At 59.2% G+C, this 19,714-nt stretch carries 11 protein-coding genes; 7 read left to right on the forward strand and 4 right to left on the reverse strand.

Features of this window, described 5'->3' with window-relative positions:
* Positions 1-191 precede the first annotated feature (191 nt).
* From ABC336_RS19860 to ABC336_RS19870, 3 genes are all read left to right on the forward strand, one after another.
* On the forward strand, positions 192-7,127 hold the full coding sequence (locus tag ABC336_RS19860) for an S-layer homology domain-containing protein (RefSeq protein ID WP_413240293.1): 6,936 nt from the start codon (positions 192-194) through the stop codon (positions 7,125-7,127).
* Positions 7,128-7,272: 145 nt separating this feature from the next.
* Complete coding sequence (locus ABC336_RS19865) at positions 7,273-7,818, forward strand: TetR/AcrR family transcriptional regulator (RefSeq protein WP_413240294.1); 546 nt, start codon at positions 7,273-7,275, stop codon at positions 7,816-7,818.
* A gap of 120 nt (positions 7,819-7,938) precedes the next feature.
* Entirely contained in the window at positions 7,939-9,060 is a 1,122-nt protein-coding gene (locus ABC336_RS19870; protein ID WP_413240295.1) for an MFS transporter, read from the forward strand.
* Positions 9,061-9,075: 15 nt separating this feature from the next.
* Here ABC336_RS19870 and ABC336_RS19875 read toward each other — a convergent pair whose 3' ends face one another.
* On the reverse strand, positions 9,076-9,531 hold the full coding sequence (locus ABC336_RS19875) for a hypothetical protein (RefSeq protein WP_413240296.1): 456 nt from the start codon (positions 9,529-9,531) through the stop codon (positions 9,076-9,078).
* 83 nt (positions 9,532-9,614) lie between these two features.
* Entirely contained in the window at positions 9,615-10,610 is a 996-nt protein-coding gene (locus ABC336_RS19880; protein WP_413240297.1) for a Gfo/Idh/MocA family protein, read from the reverse strand.
* Positions 10,611-10,828: 218 nt separating this feature from the next.
* Between ABC336_RS19880 and ABC336_RS19885 the strand changes: the two genes are divergently transcribed.
* Entirely contained in the window at positions 10,829-13,018 is a 2,190-nt protein-coding gene (locus ABC336_RS19885) for an alpha-galactosidase (RefSeq protein ID WP_413240298.1), read from the forward strand.
* Positions 13,019-13,760: 742 nt separating this feature from the next.
* On the opposite strand, the gene ABC336_RS19890 is transcribed toward ABC336_RS19885, so the two are convergent.
* Positions 13,761-14,606 (reverse strand): AraC family transcriptional regulator, encoded by an 846-nt coding sequence (locus tag ABC336_RS19890; protein WP_413240299.1) that lies wholly within the window; start codon positions 14,604-14,606, stop codon positions 13,761-13,763.
* A 224-nt stretch (positions 14,607-14,830) separates the two neighbouring features.
* On the opposite strand from ABC336_RS19890, the gene ABC336_RS19895 reads away from it, so the two are divergent.
* Both ABC336_RS19895 and ABC336_RS19900 read left to right on the forward strand, forming a co-directional pair.
* Entirely contained in the window at positions 14,831-15,712 is an 882-nt protein-coding gene (locus ABC336_RS19895) for a sugar phosphate isomerase/epimerase family protein (protein ID WP_413240300.1), read from the forward strand.
* Positions 15,713-15,788: 76 nt separating this feature from the next.
* Entirely contained in the window at positions 15,789-16,811 is a 1,023-nt protein-coding gene (locus ABC336_RS19900) for a Gfo/Idh/MocA family protein (RefSeq protein WP_413240301.1), read from the forward strand.
* Between the two features lie 72 nt (positions 16,812-16,883).
* Here ABC336_RS19900 and ABC336_RS19905 read toward each other — a convergent pair whose 3' ends face one another.
* A complete protein-coding gene (locus tag ABC336_RS19905) occupies positions 16,884-18,194 on the reverse strand; it encodes a BclA C-terminal domain-containing protein (RefSeq protein ID WP_413240302.1) in 1,311 nt (436 codons plus the stop codon).
* A 236-nt stretch (positions 18,195-18,430) separates the two neighbouring features.
* On the opposite strand from ABC336_RS19905, the gene ABC336_RS19910 reads away from it, so the two are divergent.
* Positions 18,431-19,636 (forward strand): sn-glycerol-1-phosphate dehydrogenase, encoded by a 1,206-nt coding sequence (locus ABC336_RS19910; RefSeq protein ID WP_413240303.1) that lies wholly within the window; start codon positions 18,431-18,433, stop codon positions 19,634-19,636.
* Positions 19,637-19,714 lie beyond the last annotated feature (78 nt).

The raw sequence follows: 19,714 nt of genomic DNA on the forward strand, positions 1-19,714 counted from the left end.
GTCGCGTGTTCGTGGGTAGGTGGACGTGCTAAAAAAGTGACAAGGGTCTGTATGCTCTTTTTTTAATTCGAAGGCAACTGGAAATGTCTTCATATTATCCATCTGAAGCCACTTAAAAGCTGACAAACTTGTTCTTTATAATGAATATAGGCTGCAATACATACCAAACTTTGACAGGAGGAGAAGCTCAATTGAATAAGCAGAGCATAAAACGAGTGATGGCCTTGTGGTTGGCCCTGCTGATCGCGTGGCCAGTCTGGCCAGGCCAGTTGGAACCGCGGGTCCATGCCCAGCAATCGGGAGGGACGGGCGCGGAGACCCTCCCCGATTGGGCGGCTGAGCATATCGAAGCGTTGAAGCAACGAGGCGTCGTGCTGGGATATCCCGACGGTACCTTCAGGCCCGAGCGAGAGCTGACACGAGCGGAAATGACGGCATGGCTTGTGCGTTTGTTCGGGGATGAGATCGGGCAGATCGGGGGATCTCAGCCCACGGGCTCGCCGACTCCACAAGCCGATTCATTATTCTCTGATGTCGCACAAGAATGGTATGCGGAGGAGATCAACGAAGCACGGCGGCGCGGCATGGTGACGGGGTATCCGGACGGTACATTCCGGCCGAACCAGGCTGTGGCAAGGCAGGAGGCTGCCGCGATGCTGAACCGGGCGCTGCAGGCGCCGACTAGTGTGGGGCCTACAGTCGGATCGGTCTTGTATTCGGATTGGATGGATCTTCCGGAATGGGCACGCACGCATATAGAGGCACTGGCGGCGGCCGGGATTATGACGGGTTATCCCGACGGTACGTTTGGCGGCAGTCGTCTGATCACGCGTGTGGAGAGCGCTGTCATGGCCAATCGCGCCCAGCAATGGCAGGAGAAGCAAGCACAGCCCCCTGGGTCTGATGGGCAGGAGGAGGAGCCGGGGGGTCCAACCGACCCTGGCGTCCCAAGTCAACCGGAAATCCCCGTCACCCCCGTCACCCCCGGTAACCCCGTCACCCCCGTCACCCCCGGTAACCCCGGTAACCCCGGTAACCCCGGTAACCCCGGTAACCCCGGCGATCCTGGTGATCCTGACCCGGATGATCCAGCGCCGGCAGCGCCTACAGGACTCCGCGCTCAGGCGGGCGACCGCATGGTGACACTGCAGTGGACAGCGAGCGAGGAAGAGGATCTGGCGGGCTATCGCGTGTACAGCTCGATTGACGGTGGCACGTCCTGGTCGGCTCCAACCGATGCGGGACTGGTGACCGAACACGTCGCCACAGATCTGACGAATGGCACCACGTATCTATTCGCCGTGACTGCATATGACGAGGCTGGACACGAGTCGGAGCGCTCCGAGCAGGCGAGTGCCACGCCGACCAGGCCTTCCAGCGGAGAGATTCCGCCGGATCCGGCGGATACAGCACCGCCGTTGCCGGTCGCGGGTACGGCACCGTTCGCTTCGACAGTAGAGTTTTTGTACAGCGGCGACCAGCCGGTACAGACTGGGCTGGACCCGGCTGTGATCCGGGAGCAAGCGGCGGCAGTGTTGAAGGGCAGCGTGCTGGATCGGGACGGAGCACCGTTGTCGGGCGTCCGGGTGTCCATTCTTAACAATGCGCAGTATGGCAGCACACTCAGCCGCGGCGACGGGGCGTATGATCTGGTCGTGAACGGCGCGTCGACGTTTATCGTCGCGTTCGAGAAGGATCACTATTTGCCTGTGCAGCGTAAGATCGACGTTCAACCGGGCCAATACAGTCTGCTGCCGGAGGTTGTCTTGATCCCGTACGACAGCCAGGTGACAACCGTTGAACTGGCTGGCAGCAGTGAGGTGCAAGCCGCCAGGGGCAGTGTCGTCAGTGATGCTGACGGTACGCGTCAGGCGACGCTGATCGTGCCGGAGGGAACATCTGCCGAGCTTGTAATGGCGGACGGTACGCGGACACAGCTGGCGAGCATGGATTTCCGTGCGACCGAGTATACAGTCGGAGAGACGGGAGAGGCTGCGATGCCGGGCGATCTGCCGGCGTTTGTAGGGTACACCTATGCGGTCGAGCTGTCGGCAGACGAGGCCGTGGCGGCCGGAGCGGAAGAGGTGCGCTTCAATCAGCCGCTTTATCTGTATGTGGACAACTACCTGCAATTTCCTGTCGGCGAGATCGTGCCAATCGGCTACTATGACCGTACTCGCGCAGTGTGGATTCCTTCCGACAACGGTCTTGTCATCGGCATCGTCGGTGTGGAGAACGGCCTGGCCCTGGTGGATACCGATGGCGATGGCGTCGCTGACGATGACAGTACGCTAGTCGCACTCGGCCTGGATGAGAGCGAACGGACGAAGCTCGCCGAGCTGTACGAGCCGGGCGCTACTGTGTGGCGTTCGCCCATCGAGCATTTTACGCCTTGGGACTGCAATTGGCCGTACGGTCCGCCCGAAGGCGCCGAGGGACCGCCAGAAGACGGTCCCAATGACGACCGGCCCGATGTAGACGACCCCTGCAGACAGCAGGGCTCGATCATCGGCTGCCAGGACCAGAGCCTCGGACAGGTGATCCCGCTGCCCGGCACAGGTATGAGCCTTCATTATTCAAGCATGCGCACTGAGGGCTATAAGCTGGGCAGTACGCTGGATATTCCGGTCACGCCGGCGGTGCTGCCGCGTTCCATCCAAAAGGTGTACCTGACCATCGAAGTGGCAGGACGAAGCTGGAAGCATACGTTTGATCCGAAGCCGAATCTGAAGCATCAGTTCACATGGGACGGCAAAGACGCCTATGGACGTGCTATGACAGGCCAGGCCTTATATAACGTATCCATCGCATACGAGTATCCACTGCAGTACTATGCGTCCCCGTCAGCCTTCTCGCAAAGCTTTGGTCAAATCGGGCGAGGAGTGATGATCGGGGCCGAGCGGAATATTCCGAAGATCGACCTGTCTCGCAGCTGGAGCGGGTTTGTGGAGGCTCCTTTCGATCCGTACCGCGAGGGAGGGATCGGAGGCTGGAGTCTATCGCCGCATCATCGCCTGGAACGCGCTTCACTGGATGTGTATACAGGCGATGGCGGCAAGCTGAGTAACAAGGCGGCAGAATACAAAACCGAGCTTGTGTACCGCGTGCCCGGAACTCCAGTGCTCACAAATACCGTACTCGCCTTTGGCCCGGATGGGAGCGAATATATCATCGCTGAGTGGCGGGAGGAAGGGGCAACGGGACGGACAGAGACGAAGCTGCTGAGGCGGAAGCCGGGTAGTGAAATCGAGGTATTCAGCTCGCTGCCTGAAGGTGCCAGTATGGTGCTCCATCTGGCAGTTGCCGGAGACGGCACTGTATTCCTCGGCGAGTTTCACCAGCCGAGTCTATCCAGGGCACGGATATGGAGACTGTCTCCGGGCTCTGCCCAGTGGGAGCACATCGTCGGAGGAGGCAGTGTATGGCCCGAGGACGGCTCTGATCCATTGGAGGGTGATATCAATTTTCTTGACGGAATGGCGGCAAGCAGCGACGGAACGTTATATTTCCTGAGCCGCAACAGTTTATTCAAGCTCGGCTTGGACGGGCGTGTCGCCAAGCTAGGCGATGGGCTAGGCGTGCACGGCGTGGACAATGGAGATCTGACACCCCGTGCGCTCGGTATCGTTGACAAATTTGTAATCGGGGCGGACGATATTATTTATGTCATGGATTTTCGCTGGGGCACCCGCGTGCGGAAGATTACGCCGGACGGCAAGATCACACTGCTTGTCAAGGCGCATCAAGGCGGCGTCCCGCTGGAGCATGGCATGCATGTATCTCAGCAGCCTGACTTCCTGTCCCTGCAGTTCCATGCCGACTACGACGGCAATCTGTACTTTATGGATCGTTCCGCTCGGCAGACCCGGTTACTGAAGCTCACGACGGGCGGGGTGTTCTACGACATCGGTGTCAAATACAGGGCAGAATACCGGTTTGATGAAAATGACATACGTGGTGTCTCTCCGGAAGGCAACATCTATATGCAGTACGGAGGCGGACTGCCGATGACGAGTAACTCGCAGTTGCTGCAGCGGCTTGTGCCGGACACCCGGGCGGGCGGCGCCTTCAGTACCTTGACAGACGGCAGCGGCCAATGGGGGTACGAATTCGATCCTGCAACAGGCTTGCACCGCGAGACGAGGCACACGATTACCGGGGTGCGGTTGCATACGTTCGGTTACGATGCCGAGGGCCGTCTCACTCGCGTGGAGGACCGATACGGCAGCTCGCTCACGATCGAGCGTGACGCAGCAGGGCAGCCGCGGGCGATTGTGGCAGCCGACGGCAGCCAGATGCAGCTGGAAGTAAACGACGAGGGACGGCTGGTCCGGGTGGAAATCCCAACGGGGGCCGCGTATACGATAGACTATGACGATGGCGGGCTGCTCTCGGGCTTTACCGCTCCCGGCGGATATGCCAGTCAATACGAGTACGATGCATTGGGACTGCTTGTGGCTGCGGAAAATGCAGCGGGCGAGCGGCAGACACTGGCGCGAGAGTCGGTGCAAAAAGGCTACCGGATCGTGCATACGAAGGCGGACGGTGCGCTGTACACGTATACCGTCACCCGGTCCGAAGATGGTACAAGAGTCGCGGTCAACGAAGATCCGAACGGCGCGGTTATCAGGTCGGAAACATGGGCTGATGGCAGCCAGACGATCGAGTACCCGGATGGCACACAGCTGATCAAGAAGCTGGGACCCGATCCGCGCTTCGGCCTGCGCGCGCCTGTGCTGGAGCAATACGTGCAGCAGACGCCGGACGGACGCAAGATCGAATACAAAGAGACGCGTGAGGTCACGCTGGCGCAGCAAGATGATCCGATATCCGTAACGGAGTATACGATAACTCAAACCCTCAACGGAGCTGTACGCACAATTGTATACAATGACGCGGAGCAGACCTATACGGAGACCAGCGCGGAAGGACATGTGAGCGTTACGCGCCTGGACGACTGGGGACGTACAGTCGAATTGACAGAGGAAGGTCTTGCGCCGTTGCGATTAGCCTATGATGAACGGGGGAGGCTCGCTGAGATCGGTCAGGCTGATCAGCGATGGACGTATGAGTACGATGATGATGTATCTGAAGTAGTGGTGACGGATGCGGCCGGCCAGATCAAGCGCTACACGTATGATGATGCGGGCCGATTTACGGCGCTGGAGCAGGTCGGGGGCGGACGATATAGCAAGCAATTCGACGAGGCGGGGCAGCTAGTCGGTGTGACGCTCCCGGGGGGCGGCGATTATACGCTCAGCTATGATGCGGCTGGCCGTCTGACCGGTTTTGAAGGGGCAACAGATGGAGGCGTCCCTGCACGGCGAAGTTATGGGCCTGGCGGTCATCTGCAAGAAGTGCAGCTGCCCGGGGGACGGGCGATCGCTTTTGATTATGATGCCGGCGGACGTCTGGAGGCGATGCGAGACGCGGACATCATCCGCTCGTACAGCTATGATGATCACACGGACCGGGTAAGCCGGATCGAAAGCTATGAGGCTGTAGGAGCAGCGGAGCAGTCGATCGAATACAGCTACGATGGGGCAGATATGCTGTCGGCTGAATGGTCAGGTGAAGCCAACGGCAGCTTCATGTACGCCTATGACGCAGGATCGCGGCTGACGGCCATTGGGATGACGCTTCCTGACGGTCCATCTCTGCACGAGACGTTGCTGGATTGGGATTTGGACGGTCGATTGACCGCATTCGGTCCCTTCAGCTTCGTGCGACGGGGTCCCGGGGGCCGGGTGAGTGCACGCGAAGGCGGCGCGCTGCGGACGATGATCGAGTATGACGAGCTGGGACGCTACAAGGAAGCCGTCTATTTGCTGCAGGATACCGTCGTGTACCGTGTAAGCTACACCTATAACGTGCGGGGTTTGCTGGAGAGTAAGGAGGTCGAAACGGGGGATGGTACTTCATCTTATCATTACACGTACGATGAGAGCGGTCAGTTGACCGAGCTCCTCTATACGGCGGCGGACGGCGGCAGCCGGACCGAACGCTATGCGTACGACGACAACCGCAATCGCACAAACGCGGAGAATGGGGCAGGCTCGAGTCAGGTGTCAACCTACGATGAATATAACCGGTTGTTATCGGTGGGCGGTACAGCCTATACGTTCGACGAGGCAGGCTATCTGGGTGCACGAGGCGGTGATACGTTCGTCTACGGAGCGCATGGAGAGCTGCTGGCGGCGACTGTTGGCAGTGAGACGATCCGCTATGCCTACGACGGGCTGGGGCGGATGGTGTCTCGCACAGACGGGATGGGCAAGATTCGTTATATGTACGGCAATCCCTTCGCACAGCTGCTGCCGACTGCGGTTATCGCGCCGGATGGCGAAGTGTCGCTCTATATCTATGATGATAACGGCTTGTTGATCGGACTGGAGCGCGGCGGCGAGCTCTATGAGGTGATCACGGATGGCGTTGGGACGCCTCTACTGGTATTGGACGGAGAAGGCAATGTTGTCAAACGGCTTGCCTATGACGCCTTCGGCGTCAAGCTCGATGATACAACACCGGAATTCGAGCTGGTGGTCGGCTTTGCAGGCGGTCTGGAGGATCCGGCGACAGGACTTGTCCGGTTCGGGCAGCGCGATTACGATCCGCACTCCGGCCGTTGGACGGCATTAGACCCAATGCTGTTCCAGAGCGGGCAAGGCAATCTGTACGCCTACGTTAACAACAATCCGGTGCAGCTGCGTGACCCGTGCGGGTTGTTCTGCGTAGGCGCGAGCGCCTACGCAGGCGCCGGAGGCGGCGCGCAGCTCTGCTTCACCTCGGACGGCATGTCCGTCTGCGGTGAGCTGGGCTTCGGTGCGGGGGCAGGGCTGGAGATGAATCCGTTCCAGGATCTGGCGGACAGCGGCTTGTCGGCGGGGGCCAGCATCGGCGCTAATATCGGGCCCGTGGGCGTAGATGTCGGCTATGAGCTGTCCCGCTCCGGCGACTGCTTCAGCCATGGCGTCACGGGAGGCGCCAATCTGGGACCGCTCAGCGTGGACTTTACCGATCCTGCCAATACTGGACTGCAATTCGGCGGTATGGAGGATTATCTGGACCCATCCGTCGGCGCTCACGCCAAGGTGGCGGGCAAAGCATGCGGACAGTGGATGTGGTAAGCTCGTGGTGGCAATAATGATATGATAGCAACCGGAATCACCGCAGATGCGGAAGGTTCCGGTTGTTTGTCGCAGCCATCTTGCGCAGAGCGGTGCTCTTTGTTACGGTGAGTAAAGTGATCGTTCTATCTTATGGAGGGTAGTCATGAGCCAAAAAAAAGAAATCCTGCTGACGACGGCAGAGCGGTTGTTTTATCAGAATGGATTTCATGCGATCGGTATCAAACGAATTGTGTCCGAGTCGGGCATCGCCATGATGACGCTCTATAATCATTTTGCTTCGAAGGAGGACCTGATCCTAGCTGTATTGAGCAGACGGGAATCGAGGTACTTGACGTATCTTCTGCGGCAGCTTGAGCAGGGCGCAAAGGAGGGACATGTTCTGAGAAGGCTGTGTCGTGCGCATGCGCTGTGGCTCGAGCAACAGGAACAACGGGGATGTATGTTTTTACGAGCCAGAGAAGAATACGGCGGCGATCCCGGTCACATGATTGTGTTGGCCGTAGACCAGCATAAGCAAGCGCTCTCGAAGTGGATTCAGCAGCTGGATGCTGATCTATCGGAGGCTCAGACGCTGCAAGCCATGCTGTTGATGGAAGGAGCCACTGCTTTGGCAGAGACGGCGGGATCGCATAAAGTGGGCGAACAGTTGGAACGCATGGCAAATCTTTTATTTCCGATAGGAGATTAATCCGGAGTGAAATGCGTTAAGAGTGGTATGAAGCAAGACTGGCTTCGTCTGTAAACGGCGACAGCCGTTCCACCTTGCTGTTTAATATAATGATCGTTCTATCTATTAAGGAGGGTGCGCATGAAACGCATTGTATTTACCGGCACACTATTCATCGCCATCACTTATGCGCTGGGAAGGTTCAGCTTCGGTCTGTTTTTGCCTGAGATTACTACAGCCTTGAACCTCTCCGCAGCAAACGCCGGGTTAATCGCCTCCTCTGCTTATGCAGGCTATTGTCTTGCTCTCCTCAGTGCCGCGACGCTTGTACGATGGCTTGGCTCGCGAGCCACGCTGCAGCTGGCGGGCTGCTGTGTACTGGCCGGGTTTGTGCTGATCGGAACTGCAGAGCAAGGGTACAGCCTGGCTGCCGGACTCGCATTGACAGGCTTAAGCTCGGGTTGGGCTTCCCCCGCCTATGGCCATATGGTCCAGACTGCTCTGCAACCTGAACAGCGAGAGCGTGGCAATGCCTGGGTCAATAGCGGCACAGGCTGGGGAATGGTCCTCCTCGGCCCGCTGGGCTATTTTATGAGCGCGCAATGGCGTTATGCTTACTTCGGATTTGCCGTGCTGGGGGTGGTAGCGATACTCCTGCAGTGGAGAGTATTGCCTCGATCTCAAGCCATAGAGAACCAACCGGCCCCAGGTCTGCCGAGACATGTATGGCGATGGGGCGGCGCGCTGATCGGAGCTTCATTTATGGTAGGAGCGGCTTCCTCCATCTATTGGACCTTTGGCCGGAGCATGTGGCAGGCGGGACACGGCTTCTCGGACGACAGTGCAGCTGTGCTTTGGCTGGTCATGGGAATATCCGGAATTTTCGGGGGCTTTGCGGGCGCTGTGCTGGAACGTCTCGGCCAGGGGGCGGCCTACCGATATGGGATGCTTGTGTTGATGCTTTCCATTTGCGGGATCACCGTCCCGGGGATGATCGTTGCTTTCCTGTCGTCGATTATGTTCGGAGCCGCTTATATTTTCTTGACCGGCGTTTTTATCGTCTGGGGCATCCGCTGCTTCCCTCGTCACACCGCGTTCGGCATCAGTCTGTCTTTCCTTATGCTCGGAGCCGGGCAGTTCGGGGGCAGCATGGCTGCAGGCGCACTTATCAATGCCACGTCGTATACCGCGGCATTTGTCAGCTTTGGCGTACTGGGGATGGCAGGCCTAGCGATTCACACGACAGACCCGCGCGATGCGTGAGCTGCTGGTGTCGGCTCAATCCCAGTTATTGAACACCAGATCCTCGACAGAGCGGGGCTGCCAGTAACGCGCCTGCTTCAGCTCGGCCGCATCCAGCCGGCTCATCGCCTCAGGCGTCAGAAGCTCCTCCAGCATCTCGCGGCTAAGCAAGGTGTAGTCGATCTGCGTCCGGTCTGGATAGTGGACGTCCAGTTCGGCTTCCGTGAAGTAACCGAAGCGGCTTTTGGGAGATTCCCGCCGGATCGCGGCAAGCGGGTAGTAGGCATTCAGGAAGAAGCTCCACTCCTCTTCGCCGAACGTTACAAGGAACCAATAATAGTTTTTGCCGGTCAGATCGATATCCTCCCAGGTCAGCACGATCCGTCCGGGAGCGGTACTGTGCACAAACGCCAGGAACGAGTTGGCATGCAGGGGCGTCAGCCGCCGTCCGGGATCTGCAAAGCCGGTGATGCCGCGTTTAATGAAATCCATCGTTGTCATCTCACTTTCCGCTTATGGTGAATCCGTACAAAAAGAGAGGGCGAGGGGAATTCCCCCTCGGCCCTTGGCATTTCTTAAGCGTTGCGGTCAGCTTCGTAGCGCAATCCCCACTGGGCGCGGATCGCATCTAGCGTACCCATGATTGCCTGCGTCTCCGCTTGCGGCATCACATCCGACTCCAGCTTGCCCGCACGGATCGCCTCCATGACGGCTTCCGCCTCGAAGTTGTAGCCTTGCATCTCGCGGCCGTCGTTGAAGTGCTCAGGGTCTTGTCCGCTCACATGGAGGGCTGCCGACTTGCCGAACAGAAAGTTCGGGATATGGATATGACCCTTCGTGCCATAGATGTAAGCGTCGTTCACCATCCCTAACTGGACGGCGCTGTTCAGTACGGCTGAGCGGCCGCCTTCGTATTCGAAGAGCAGGGAGAACTGTTCGTCGACACCGGTCTTGCCGATGCTGGCCACACTCTGGATTGACTTCGGCTGCCCGCCGAAGATCATCGAAGCGAAGGAGACGGGGTAGATGCCGGCGTCCAGCAACGCGCCGCCGCCCTTGGCCGGATCCAGCAGCCGGCTCTCGGGCTGCCACCCGATGTTGAAGCCGAAGTCGGCTTTAAGCATCCGCACTTCGCCGATCCGCTCATCTGCCAGCCACTCTCTCACTTTAACGATCGGCGGCAGGAAGCGCGTCCACATCGCCTCCATCAGGAACGCGTTGTTTTCTTTGGCGACCTGGATCATCTCCGCCGCTTCGTTTTCATTCATCGTAAACGGTTTTTCACAGAGGACGCCTTTACCGGCGCGAAGCAGGATGAGTGCATTATCTTTATGTACCGGATGGAGGGTGCCGATATAGACGACCTGGACATCAGGGTCATCAGCCAGTTCCTCGATGCTTCCGTAAGCGCGGGGAATGTTGAACGCTTTGGCAAATGCTTCGGCTTTATCCGAGTTGCGGCCGCCTACCGCCAGCAGCTCGGCGCCTGCGGCGAACTTCAGGTCCGTGGCGAACTTCTTGGAGATCGTGCCGGGACCAAAGATGCCCCATTTTACAGTTTCGACTGTCATGGCTGTCGATCAGCTCCTTTTTTGTATTGTATGCATGTTTCTGTATAATACTTTACCACAGGAGTTTGGCTCCGTGGGAGACGTTCGTTTTTTGCATAAGAAAAACTACATCTCTCCATATTTCCGCCGCATTTCGCCATGTGCCCCCGCAACCGCCGCTGGCTATAATGTAATCGTATGTCTAACAATAAACGACTTCATTTAAGCAGGAGGTTTCCATGCCGATTACTTTTGATAAAGAAACACAGGTTTTTCATTTGTCCAACGACCGCATCAGCTATGTACTGCAGCTCGTCAAAACAGGCGTTCCCGCACATGTCTACTGGGGCCGCAGGGTTCGTGACGGTCAACTCGCGCAGCTGATCCCTTACCAGGAGCGCAGCTCCTTCTCGCCCAATCCGTTCCCCGAGGACCGCACAGTCTCTTTCGACGCGCTGCCGCTCGAGTATCCGGTGTACGGTACCGGCGATTTTCGTCACCCAGCGTATCAGGTGCAGCTGCCGGATGGCTCGACGATTACCGAGGCGGTCTACCGCACGCATCGCATCTACGCGGGCAAGCCGCAGCTGGAAGGACTCCCGGCGACGTATACCGAGCAAGACAGCGAAGCGCATACGCTGGAGCTGGAACTGGTGGACGAGCAGGCGGGATTCTCCATTACCTTGATCTACACGATCTTCGAACAGCTGGATGCGGTGGCCCGCTCGGTGCGTTTTGCCAATGAAGGCAGCGGCAACCTGAAGCTCCAGCAGGCGCTCAGCATGGGTGTGGACTTCCGGACGTCCGACTATGAGATGGTTCATCTCGCGGGTGCCTGGGCAAATGAACGTCATGTCCAGCAGCGCAAACTGGCGCCGGGTCTGCAGAGCATCGGCAGCAGCCGCGGCTCCAGCAGCCATAACCATAACCCTTTCCTGGCACTGCTCGCGAGCGGGGCGGACGAGGACCATGGCGATGTGTATGGATTCAGTCTGGTTTACAGCGGCAACTTCACGGCTCAGGTAGAAGTGGAGCAGTACGGTACGACGCGGGTAACGATGGGGATCAACCCGTTCGACTTCAGCTGGCTGCTGGAGCCGGGCCAGTCGTTCCAGACGCCGGAGGCCGTGCTCGTCTATTCGCCGGAGGGTCTGGGCGGGATGTCGCGCACCTATCACAAGCTGTACCGCACCCGGCTGTGCCGCGGCGAATTCCGGGACAAGAGCCGGCCGATCCTGGTCAACAACTGGGAAGCGACGTATTTCAACTTCAATGCCGACAAGATCGAGCAGATCGCCAAGGCCGGCAGTGAGCTGGGCATCGAGCTGTTCGTGCTCGACGACGGCTGGTTCGGAAAGCGGGACAAGGACGACAGCTCGCTGGGCGACTGGGTGGTCGACCGCGCCAAGCTGCCGGGCGGTCTCGATGATCTGGCGGAGCGGGTGCGCAAGCTGGACATGCAGTTCGGCCTCTGGTTCGAGCCGGAGATGGTATCGCCGGACAGCGACCTGTACCGCAAGCACCCTGACTGGTGTCTGCATGTTCCGGACCGCCGCAGAACCGAAGGCCGTCAGCAGCTGATCCTGGACTTCTCCCGCCCCGAGGTGTGCGAGGCGATCCGGACGATGGTCGCCGACATCCTGCGCAGCGCGCCGATCACCTACGTCAAGTGGGATATGAACCGCAATATGACGGAGATCGGGTCGGCGGCGCTGCCGGCCGAGCGCCAGCGCGAGACGGCGCACCGCTATATGCTGGGACTCTACAGCGTGCTGGAGCAGCTGACGAGCGAGTTCCCGCACATCCTGTTCGAGAGCTGCTCGGGCGGCGGCGGGCGCTTCGATCCCGGCATGCTCTACTACATGCCGCAGACCTGGACAAGCGACAACACGGATGCGGTCAGCCGTCTGCACATCCAATACGGCACTTCGCTGGTGTACCCGATCAGCTCGATGGGCGCGCATGTATCGGCGGTGCCGAACCACCAGGTCCATCGCATGACTTCGCTGGAGATGCGCGGCCTGGTGGCGATGTCCGGCAACTTCGGCTACGAGCTGGATCTGACGAAGTTCACGGATGAAGAGAAGGCGCTCGTCAAGCAGCAGGTGGAGCAGTACAAGACATTCCGGCCGCTCGCCCAGTTCGGCGATTTCTACCGGCTGCGCAGCCCGTTCGAGGGCAACGAGGCGGCATGGATGTTCGTCTCGGAGGACAAGTCGGAGGCGGCGGTATTCTACTTCCGCATCCTGGCTCAGCCCAATGCGTCGTTTGCATGGCTGCGCCTCAAGGGACTGCTGCCGGAGGCGGACTACACGCTCACGGGCGAGGACGCCGTATACGGCGGCGACCATCTGATGTACGCCGGCCTACAGGTACCGAAGCTTGCGGGAGATTATCAAGGCCACATGTGGCATTTCAAACGGGTGTAAGGCTGGAAGCGTGAAGAAGCCTGCCGGGACTGTTGGTCCTGGCAGGCTTTTATGGTATAGCGTGGATCAGCGGTATGGAATGGCCGATGCGACAAGAGACGGGAGAGGGCAGGGGAAGAAACGCTGCATCTGCAACCGCTACACGGGGCTTCGTCGCTCAACGGCCCGCAGCAACGACCCTTTTTGCCGCTACACGGGCTTCGTCGCTCAACGGCCCGCAGCAACGACCCTTTGTGCCGCTACACGGGGCTTCGTCGCTCAACGGCCCGCAGCAACGACCCTTTGTGCCGCTACACGGGGCTTCGTCGCTCAACGGCCCGCAGCAACGACCCTTTCTGCCGCTACACGGGGTTCCGTCGCTCAACGGCCCGCAGCAACGACCCTTTTTGCCGCTACACGGGCTTCGTCGCTCAACGGCCCGCAGCAACGACCCTTTTTGCCGCTACACGGGCTTCGTCGCTCCACGGCCCGCAGCAACGACCCTTTTTGCCGCTACACGGGCTTCGTCGCTCCACGGCCCGCGGCAACGACCCTTTGTGCCGCTACACGGGGTTCCGTCGCTCAACGGCCCGCGGCAACGACCCTTTTTGCCGCTACACGGGGCTTCGTCGCTCCACGGCCCGCAGCAACGACCCTTTTTGCCGCTACACGGGCTTCGTCGCTCAACGGCCCGCGGCAACGACCTTTTCTGCCGCTACAAAGGGCCCGGGGCGCTCAATCACCTGCTCCAACGACGGCTCACTCAAGCCCTGCGCACGGCGCTGGGCGTGCATCGCTTCAGGCGCTTGAACATGCGGCCGAAGTAGGTCAGATTGCTGTAGCCGACGCGCTCGGCGACGGCGGCGACAGGCGCATCGCTCTCCTGCAGCAGCCGGTGGGCTTCGTTGATGCGGAGAAGATGCACGTAATCGATCAGGGACGTGCCGGTCAACTGCTTGAACCGTTTGCAGAAATGGTTGGGGCTGAGGCTGACGCGGGCGGCTGCATCGGCCACGGTGATCGGCTCGTGATAGTGCCGACGGATATGCAGCAGGAGATCTGTAAACGGGTGGGCGAGATGGGCTCTGGCCGTCCCGGGCGCCTCCTGCTGCCTGGAGTAGCGGAACATCAGGCCGAAGATGCGGTACAGCTCGGCTTTGACGAACAGCTCGAAACCAGGCGGCTTGGCTTTGAATTCCGTGACCAGCTCGCCGAAGGCCCGGCTGACAGGCGCCGTGAACGGGTTGTCCTGTTTGAGCAGCTGCGGCAGATGCATCCGATGATTGAAGTATGGGGCAAAATAATCCATCTCGGTGCTGTCGAGTCCGCCTGTTCGGACAAGGACTTCATTGAACACAATACAAACCATCTCCGATCCGGGCACCAGCGGCTGCGCGGCATGCAGCTGACGGGAATGGACGATCGCCAGCTCTCCCTCCTGAAGCTCCGCATATGCGCCGTCAAGCTGGACCTGGATGCGTCCCGATTTGACATACAGCCATTCGATATGGTCATGCCAGTGCGGCGGGATATGGGTCGTAAAGAAGACGTTCATCGGGAAGGTTTTGTCGGGAAACATGGTCTGCTCGCGCAGCGCCCGGTTGGTCATGACAAGTCGGCTCCTTTCGGAAATGGATAATGCAAGCACCGTACAATTTTCATGCGAATGCACTTATTATAACGCAAGGTAACGGTTGCATTCCAGGTCAGGGCGTAGAATTGTATGAATATTTAATAGGATTGTTTCTAGTAGTGTCCGTACGGGTGGAGTACTATAAAGGCAAGCGTTCTTGGGATTAGGATGATATTCATACAGATGGAGGTTTTTCAATAATGGAACAGATACGAATCGGCACGCTGGTGGGCGGCGCGGATGCTCCGCGCGTACTGCCGCAGATTATCCCGCACGGCTTCGAATCGTTTGGCTTGACCTTCTGGCAGACCACGGGACAAACAGACCTGAAGGAGCTGGCCAAGCAGGTAAGGGAGATCACAGAGGCGAACGATGTGGTTATCTCCCACGTCGGCATCTTCGGCAATCCGCTCACTGGAGCGGACAACAATGCAGATACGCTGGCGAGCTGGGAGCGGCTGATCGACCATGCGGCCGACTTCGGCACCGACCTGGTAGCAGGCTTCACCGGCCGCATGCCGGGAGCGATCGACGAATCGATGAGCCGGTACGCCGAGGTGTTCGGGGAGTTGGCGAAACGTGCGGACTCGCGCGGAGTCCGGCTGGCCTTCGAGAACTGCGACATGGACGGCACCTGGAAAAGCGGCGAGTGGAATATCGCGCACAACCCGACAGCCTGGGAGATGATGTTCAATGCGTTGCCGGCGGATAACATCGGCCTGCAATGGGAGCCTTGTCACCAGATGGTCAGTCTGATCGACCCGATCCCGCAGCTGCGCAAATGGGTGCCCAAGATCTTCAATGTTCACGGCAAGGACGCTACGATCGCTTGGGATATCGTCCGCGAGTACGGCATCCACGGACCAAAGCAGTTTGTCTGGCATCGTACGCCAGGCTTCGGCGACACTAACTGGAGCGACATTATTACGATTTTGCGCCAGGCAGGCTACAGCGGCAGTATCGATATCGAGGGCTTCCATGACCCCGTCTATCGCGGGGACTGGGAGATGACCGGCCAGGTTCACGGGCTCAACTACCTGAAGCGATGCCGGGGCGGCGACTTCGTGCCTAACCCGACGTAAAAAAATCTAAAGTTTTGTTCGAAAAATTCGGTTTTGCGGACTTTTTGAACAACCTCTTTTAAGGAGAGATGACAGGATGACAAAGCATCGCATCGTAGTTGCCGGCTGCGGAGGCATGGCGAACCGTTGGGTAGACTACGCGCTCGCTCGGGAGAACGCCGAGATCGTCGGCCTGGTAGACCTGTATGAAGCGTCTGCACGCAAGCTGGCAGAGCGCAAGGAACTGGAGGTGCCGGTATTCACCGATCTCTCCGCAGCGCTCAAGGCCACGGAGGCGAATCTGGTGTTCGACGTGACCATCCCGGCCAGCCATAAGGCCATCGTGACGACGGCAATGGAGGCAGGCTGCAACGTGTTCGGAGAGAAGCCGATGGCAGAATCGCTTGCCGATGCCAGGGAGATCACAGCGGTATCGCAGCGCACTGGCCGCCGGTATAGCGTCATGCAGAACCGGCGCTACAATCCCCGGATCCGCACTTTGCGCCAGCTGGTGGCAGACGGCGGGCTGGGCACCCTCGGGGCTGTGCACACGGACTTTTTTATCGGAGCGCACTTTGGCGGCTTCCGGGACGAGATGGCGAGTCCGCTCATCATCGACATGGCGATCCACACCTTCGACCAGGCCAGATTCATCACGGGTGCCGACGCGGTATCGGTCTACTGCCACGAGCACAACATGCCCGGGTCCTGGTACAAGGGCGACGCCTCGGCGGTCTGCATCTTCGAGATGAGCGACGGCTCGGTGTTCACGTATCGCGGCTCCTGGAGCGCTGAGGGTTATGGCACCGCTTGGGATGCGGACTGGCGGGTGATCGGCAGCAAAGGGACCGCCAGGTGGGACGGACATGAAGCGTTAAGCATGCAAGTGGTGGATGAGGCGGGGCAGCCCGGCTTCATGTCCGCCATGAAGACGCAAGCGCTGGAGCCAGACTGGCCCGGCCGGCTGGAGCATGACGGCTGTCTCGATGAGATGTTCGCCGCTTTGGAAGCGGGACGTGCCGCCGAGACCGACAGCCTGGACAATATCCGCAGCATGGCTATGGTCTTCGGCGCGGTCGAGAGCGCGAAGACTGGGCGTAAGGTGAAGCTGGAGGTGTAGCTGTCCGGTTCGATATGTAGAGGTGAAATAATCGCCCGCCCTTGTCGTGAGACAAGAGGCGGGCGATTTCCGTTAAGGCCCGGCTGGAAGGTCAGCCAATTTGATAATGGTCATGGTTGTTCCGGTGTTGTTCAGCGTCGCGGCACCCAATAGGCCGTATAATTGCAGACTGATGCTTTCGTTTGCCTGAAGGGAGACGATGGTGCTCCCTTGAAAGCTCCTTTTACTGACCGAAGGGGTAAATTCACTGCCGTTGGATACGAAGTTGCTGGTAGTTATTCTCGTACTAACCAAAAGATCATTCGCTAGCTCTACTGTATAACTAATATAATAGATACCGTCTGTTTGGACATTGAATACCGTATTCCCTTGAGTAGCGGTGATGCCGCTGGCATTCTGATGGTTCGGAAGAGGTATTGAAGTTCCGCCCAATACGACTGCAAGGGTCGTCCCGGTCGTGTTGGCGCTAAAGCTGTAGACTCCCGTTGCGCCGCCCGAACCTGGAGCCCCGTCCTGGCCATCGGCTCCTGGAGGTCCCGGAGGTCCCGGAGGTCCTGGAGGTCCCTGAGGTCCAGGCGGCCCAGCCGGTCCAACAGCGCCGTCCGCTCCCGGTGCCCCGTCCTGGCCATCGGCTCCGTCAGCACCCGCAGGCCCCGGAGGTCCCTGAGGTCCAGCCGGTCCGACAGCGCCATCCGCTCCCGGTGCCCCGTCTTGACCATCTGCTCCATCAGCCCCAGCCGGTCCAGCTGGCCCCTGAGGTCCCGCAGGACCGGTCGGTCCTGTGCTGCCTGGCCCTCCCGGACCTTGAGGTCCAGCGGGCCCTTGCGGACCTGCAGGTCCGGCTGGTCCTGTTGGTCCCGCAGGTCCTTGAGGTCCAGCCGGTCCCGGAGGTCCCTGAGGTCCAGCCGGCCCTTGCCCGGGCGTCCCTGTGCCGCCTGGCGTATCCGTGCCGGGCAGAGTCACGTTTACGCTTTGGGTGTTGCTATCCCATGCGATGCCGACATCAAAGGCTTCCGCGAGGAATCGGATCGGCACCATCACCCGGCCTTCCTGCAGCCGTGCAGGCTCCGCCAAGTTCACCGTCGTCGCTGTGGTTCCTGTACGGACAGTGGCTGTACGCTGACCGATTACGATTGATGCCGTCGTCTCGCCGTGGGTCACGGTCGCCGTACGGGTATTGCCGTTCCATTGCAGAGATGCGCCGACCATGTCGGATACATACCGGACCGGGATAAGCACAGAATTGTTGATCAGAACCGGCGCGGTTTCCGTTTGCAGCTGCTGTCCATTGACTTGAAGGGAGATTGCGTTTGCCGGCGCAGCAATCAGGCTCAGCCCGAGTGTCACCGTAACAGCGCATGCGATGAACTTGTTTTTGAACATCCGATCGAACCTCCATCTTTCAATTTTTTTGCATGTGACGAATTGTCACCTCTCTTGTTATTTAGACAAAGGTTCGCAAATTTAACCAATTCACGACAATTTTAAAGCCTCTGGCTCAAAACCCATGATTTAGTTCCTTCCGATTCGCAAAAGGAACGGTAGCCTCAGAGAATGTGGAGCCTACCTCTTTTTTATAGTAAAATGGATGGAAAGCGCACGAACGGAAGGAGCACAAGATGATCGAAAGGATAACGAAGCTAACGGAGGCATGTCCCTGCAATGATCATCACCCCATCGGGATCGATGCGATCGTCGTGGAGGCGGGGGCGTTGGAGCAGATCACGGGATATCTGAAGAGCAAAGGCTGTAAGCATATCAACCTTGTTGTAGACAGCCTCACGTACGAAGCTGCGGGGCGGCGAGTGGAGAGCTTGCTTACGGAAGGCGGCATTGGCGTCTCGCGGACGACGATTACGGCCAACAGCCAGGGGGATGTCGTCGCGGACGAGCAGTCGTTGGTGCAGCTGATGCTGGAGCTGTCGCCGGATACGACCGAGATGATCGTCGTCGTAGGAGCGGGCACGCTGCATGATATCGCCAGATTCGCCGCCTACAAGATGGGCAAGCCCTTCCTGTCAGTGCCGACAGCGCCTTCGGTAGACGGCTTCAACTCCAAAGGGGCGCCGCTGCTCGTGAGAGGGATCAAGATTACAGTACCCGCATCCGCCCCGGTTGCTATCTTCGCTGACCTGGATGTGCTGATGCAAGCGCCGCAGGCGATGATAGCTGCCGGGTTCGGCGATATGCTGGGCAAATACACGTCGCTCTTCGACTGGTCGTTCTCGCATAAGGTTGCAGACGAGCCCTATTGCGAAGCAGCTGCTGAGATTACCCGCAGTGCGCTGCAGACGGCAGTCGACCATGCGGACTCGATCGGCAGGCGGGAACCAGACGGGATACGCGTGCTCATGAATTCCCTGATCGAATCCGGACTGGCGATGCTGATCTTCGGTCTGTCGCATCCGGCATCCGGCGCCGAGCATCATCTGTCGCATTATTGGGAGATGGAGTGCCTCCGGCTGGGGAGCAAGCAGCTGCTGCACGGGGCCAAAGTAGGCGTCGCATGCGCCGAAATCTCAGATCTTTACCATAAGCTCGGGCAGGAGCAGACGTGGGCTCGTGCGCTGCCACAGGATGCGTGGGAGGAAGAGCGGCTGCAGCGCCTCCGCACCGTCTGGCCGGAGCTTGCGGCAGAGCTGGCGAGGGTGCCGGCAGCGGAGCAGCTCAGAAGCTGGCTACGGACTGCCCGCGGACCGGATCATATAGCGGCGCTTGGAGTCAGCGAGGAGCTGCGGGATCGCAGCCTGCGCGAAGCCCATCATGTCCGGCCGCGGTATACGATGCTGAGGGCGATCAATCTGAACCGTGTAGCGGGCCATTGATAACAATCGGGGGCTGACGCATCGTCCGTGAAGAAGAGCAAAGCAAAAGCACCGCGCCCAGATGCGCGGTGCTTGCGT

Source organism: Paenibacillus jepli (genome assembly GCF_047238105.1).
Classification (GTDB): domain Bacteria; phylum Bacillota; class Bacilli; order Paenibacillales; family Paenibacillaceae; genus Paenibacillus_D.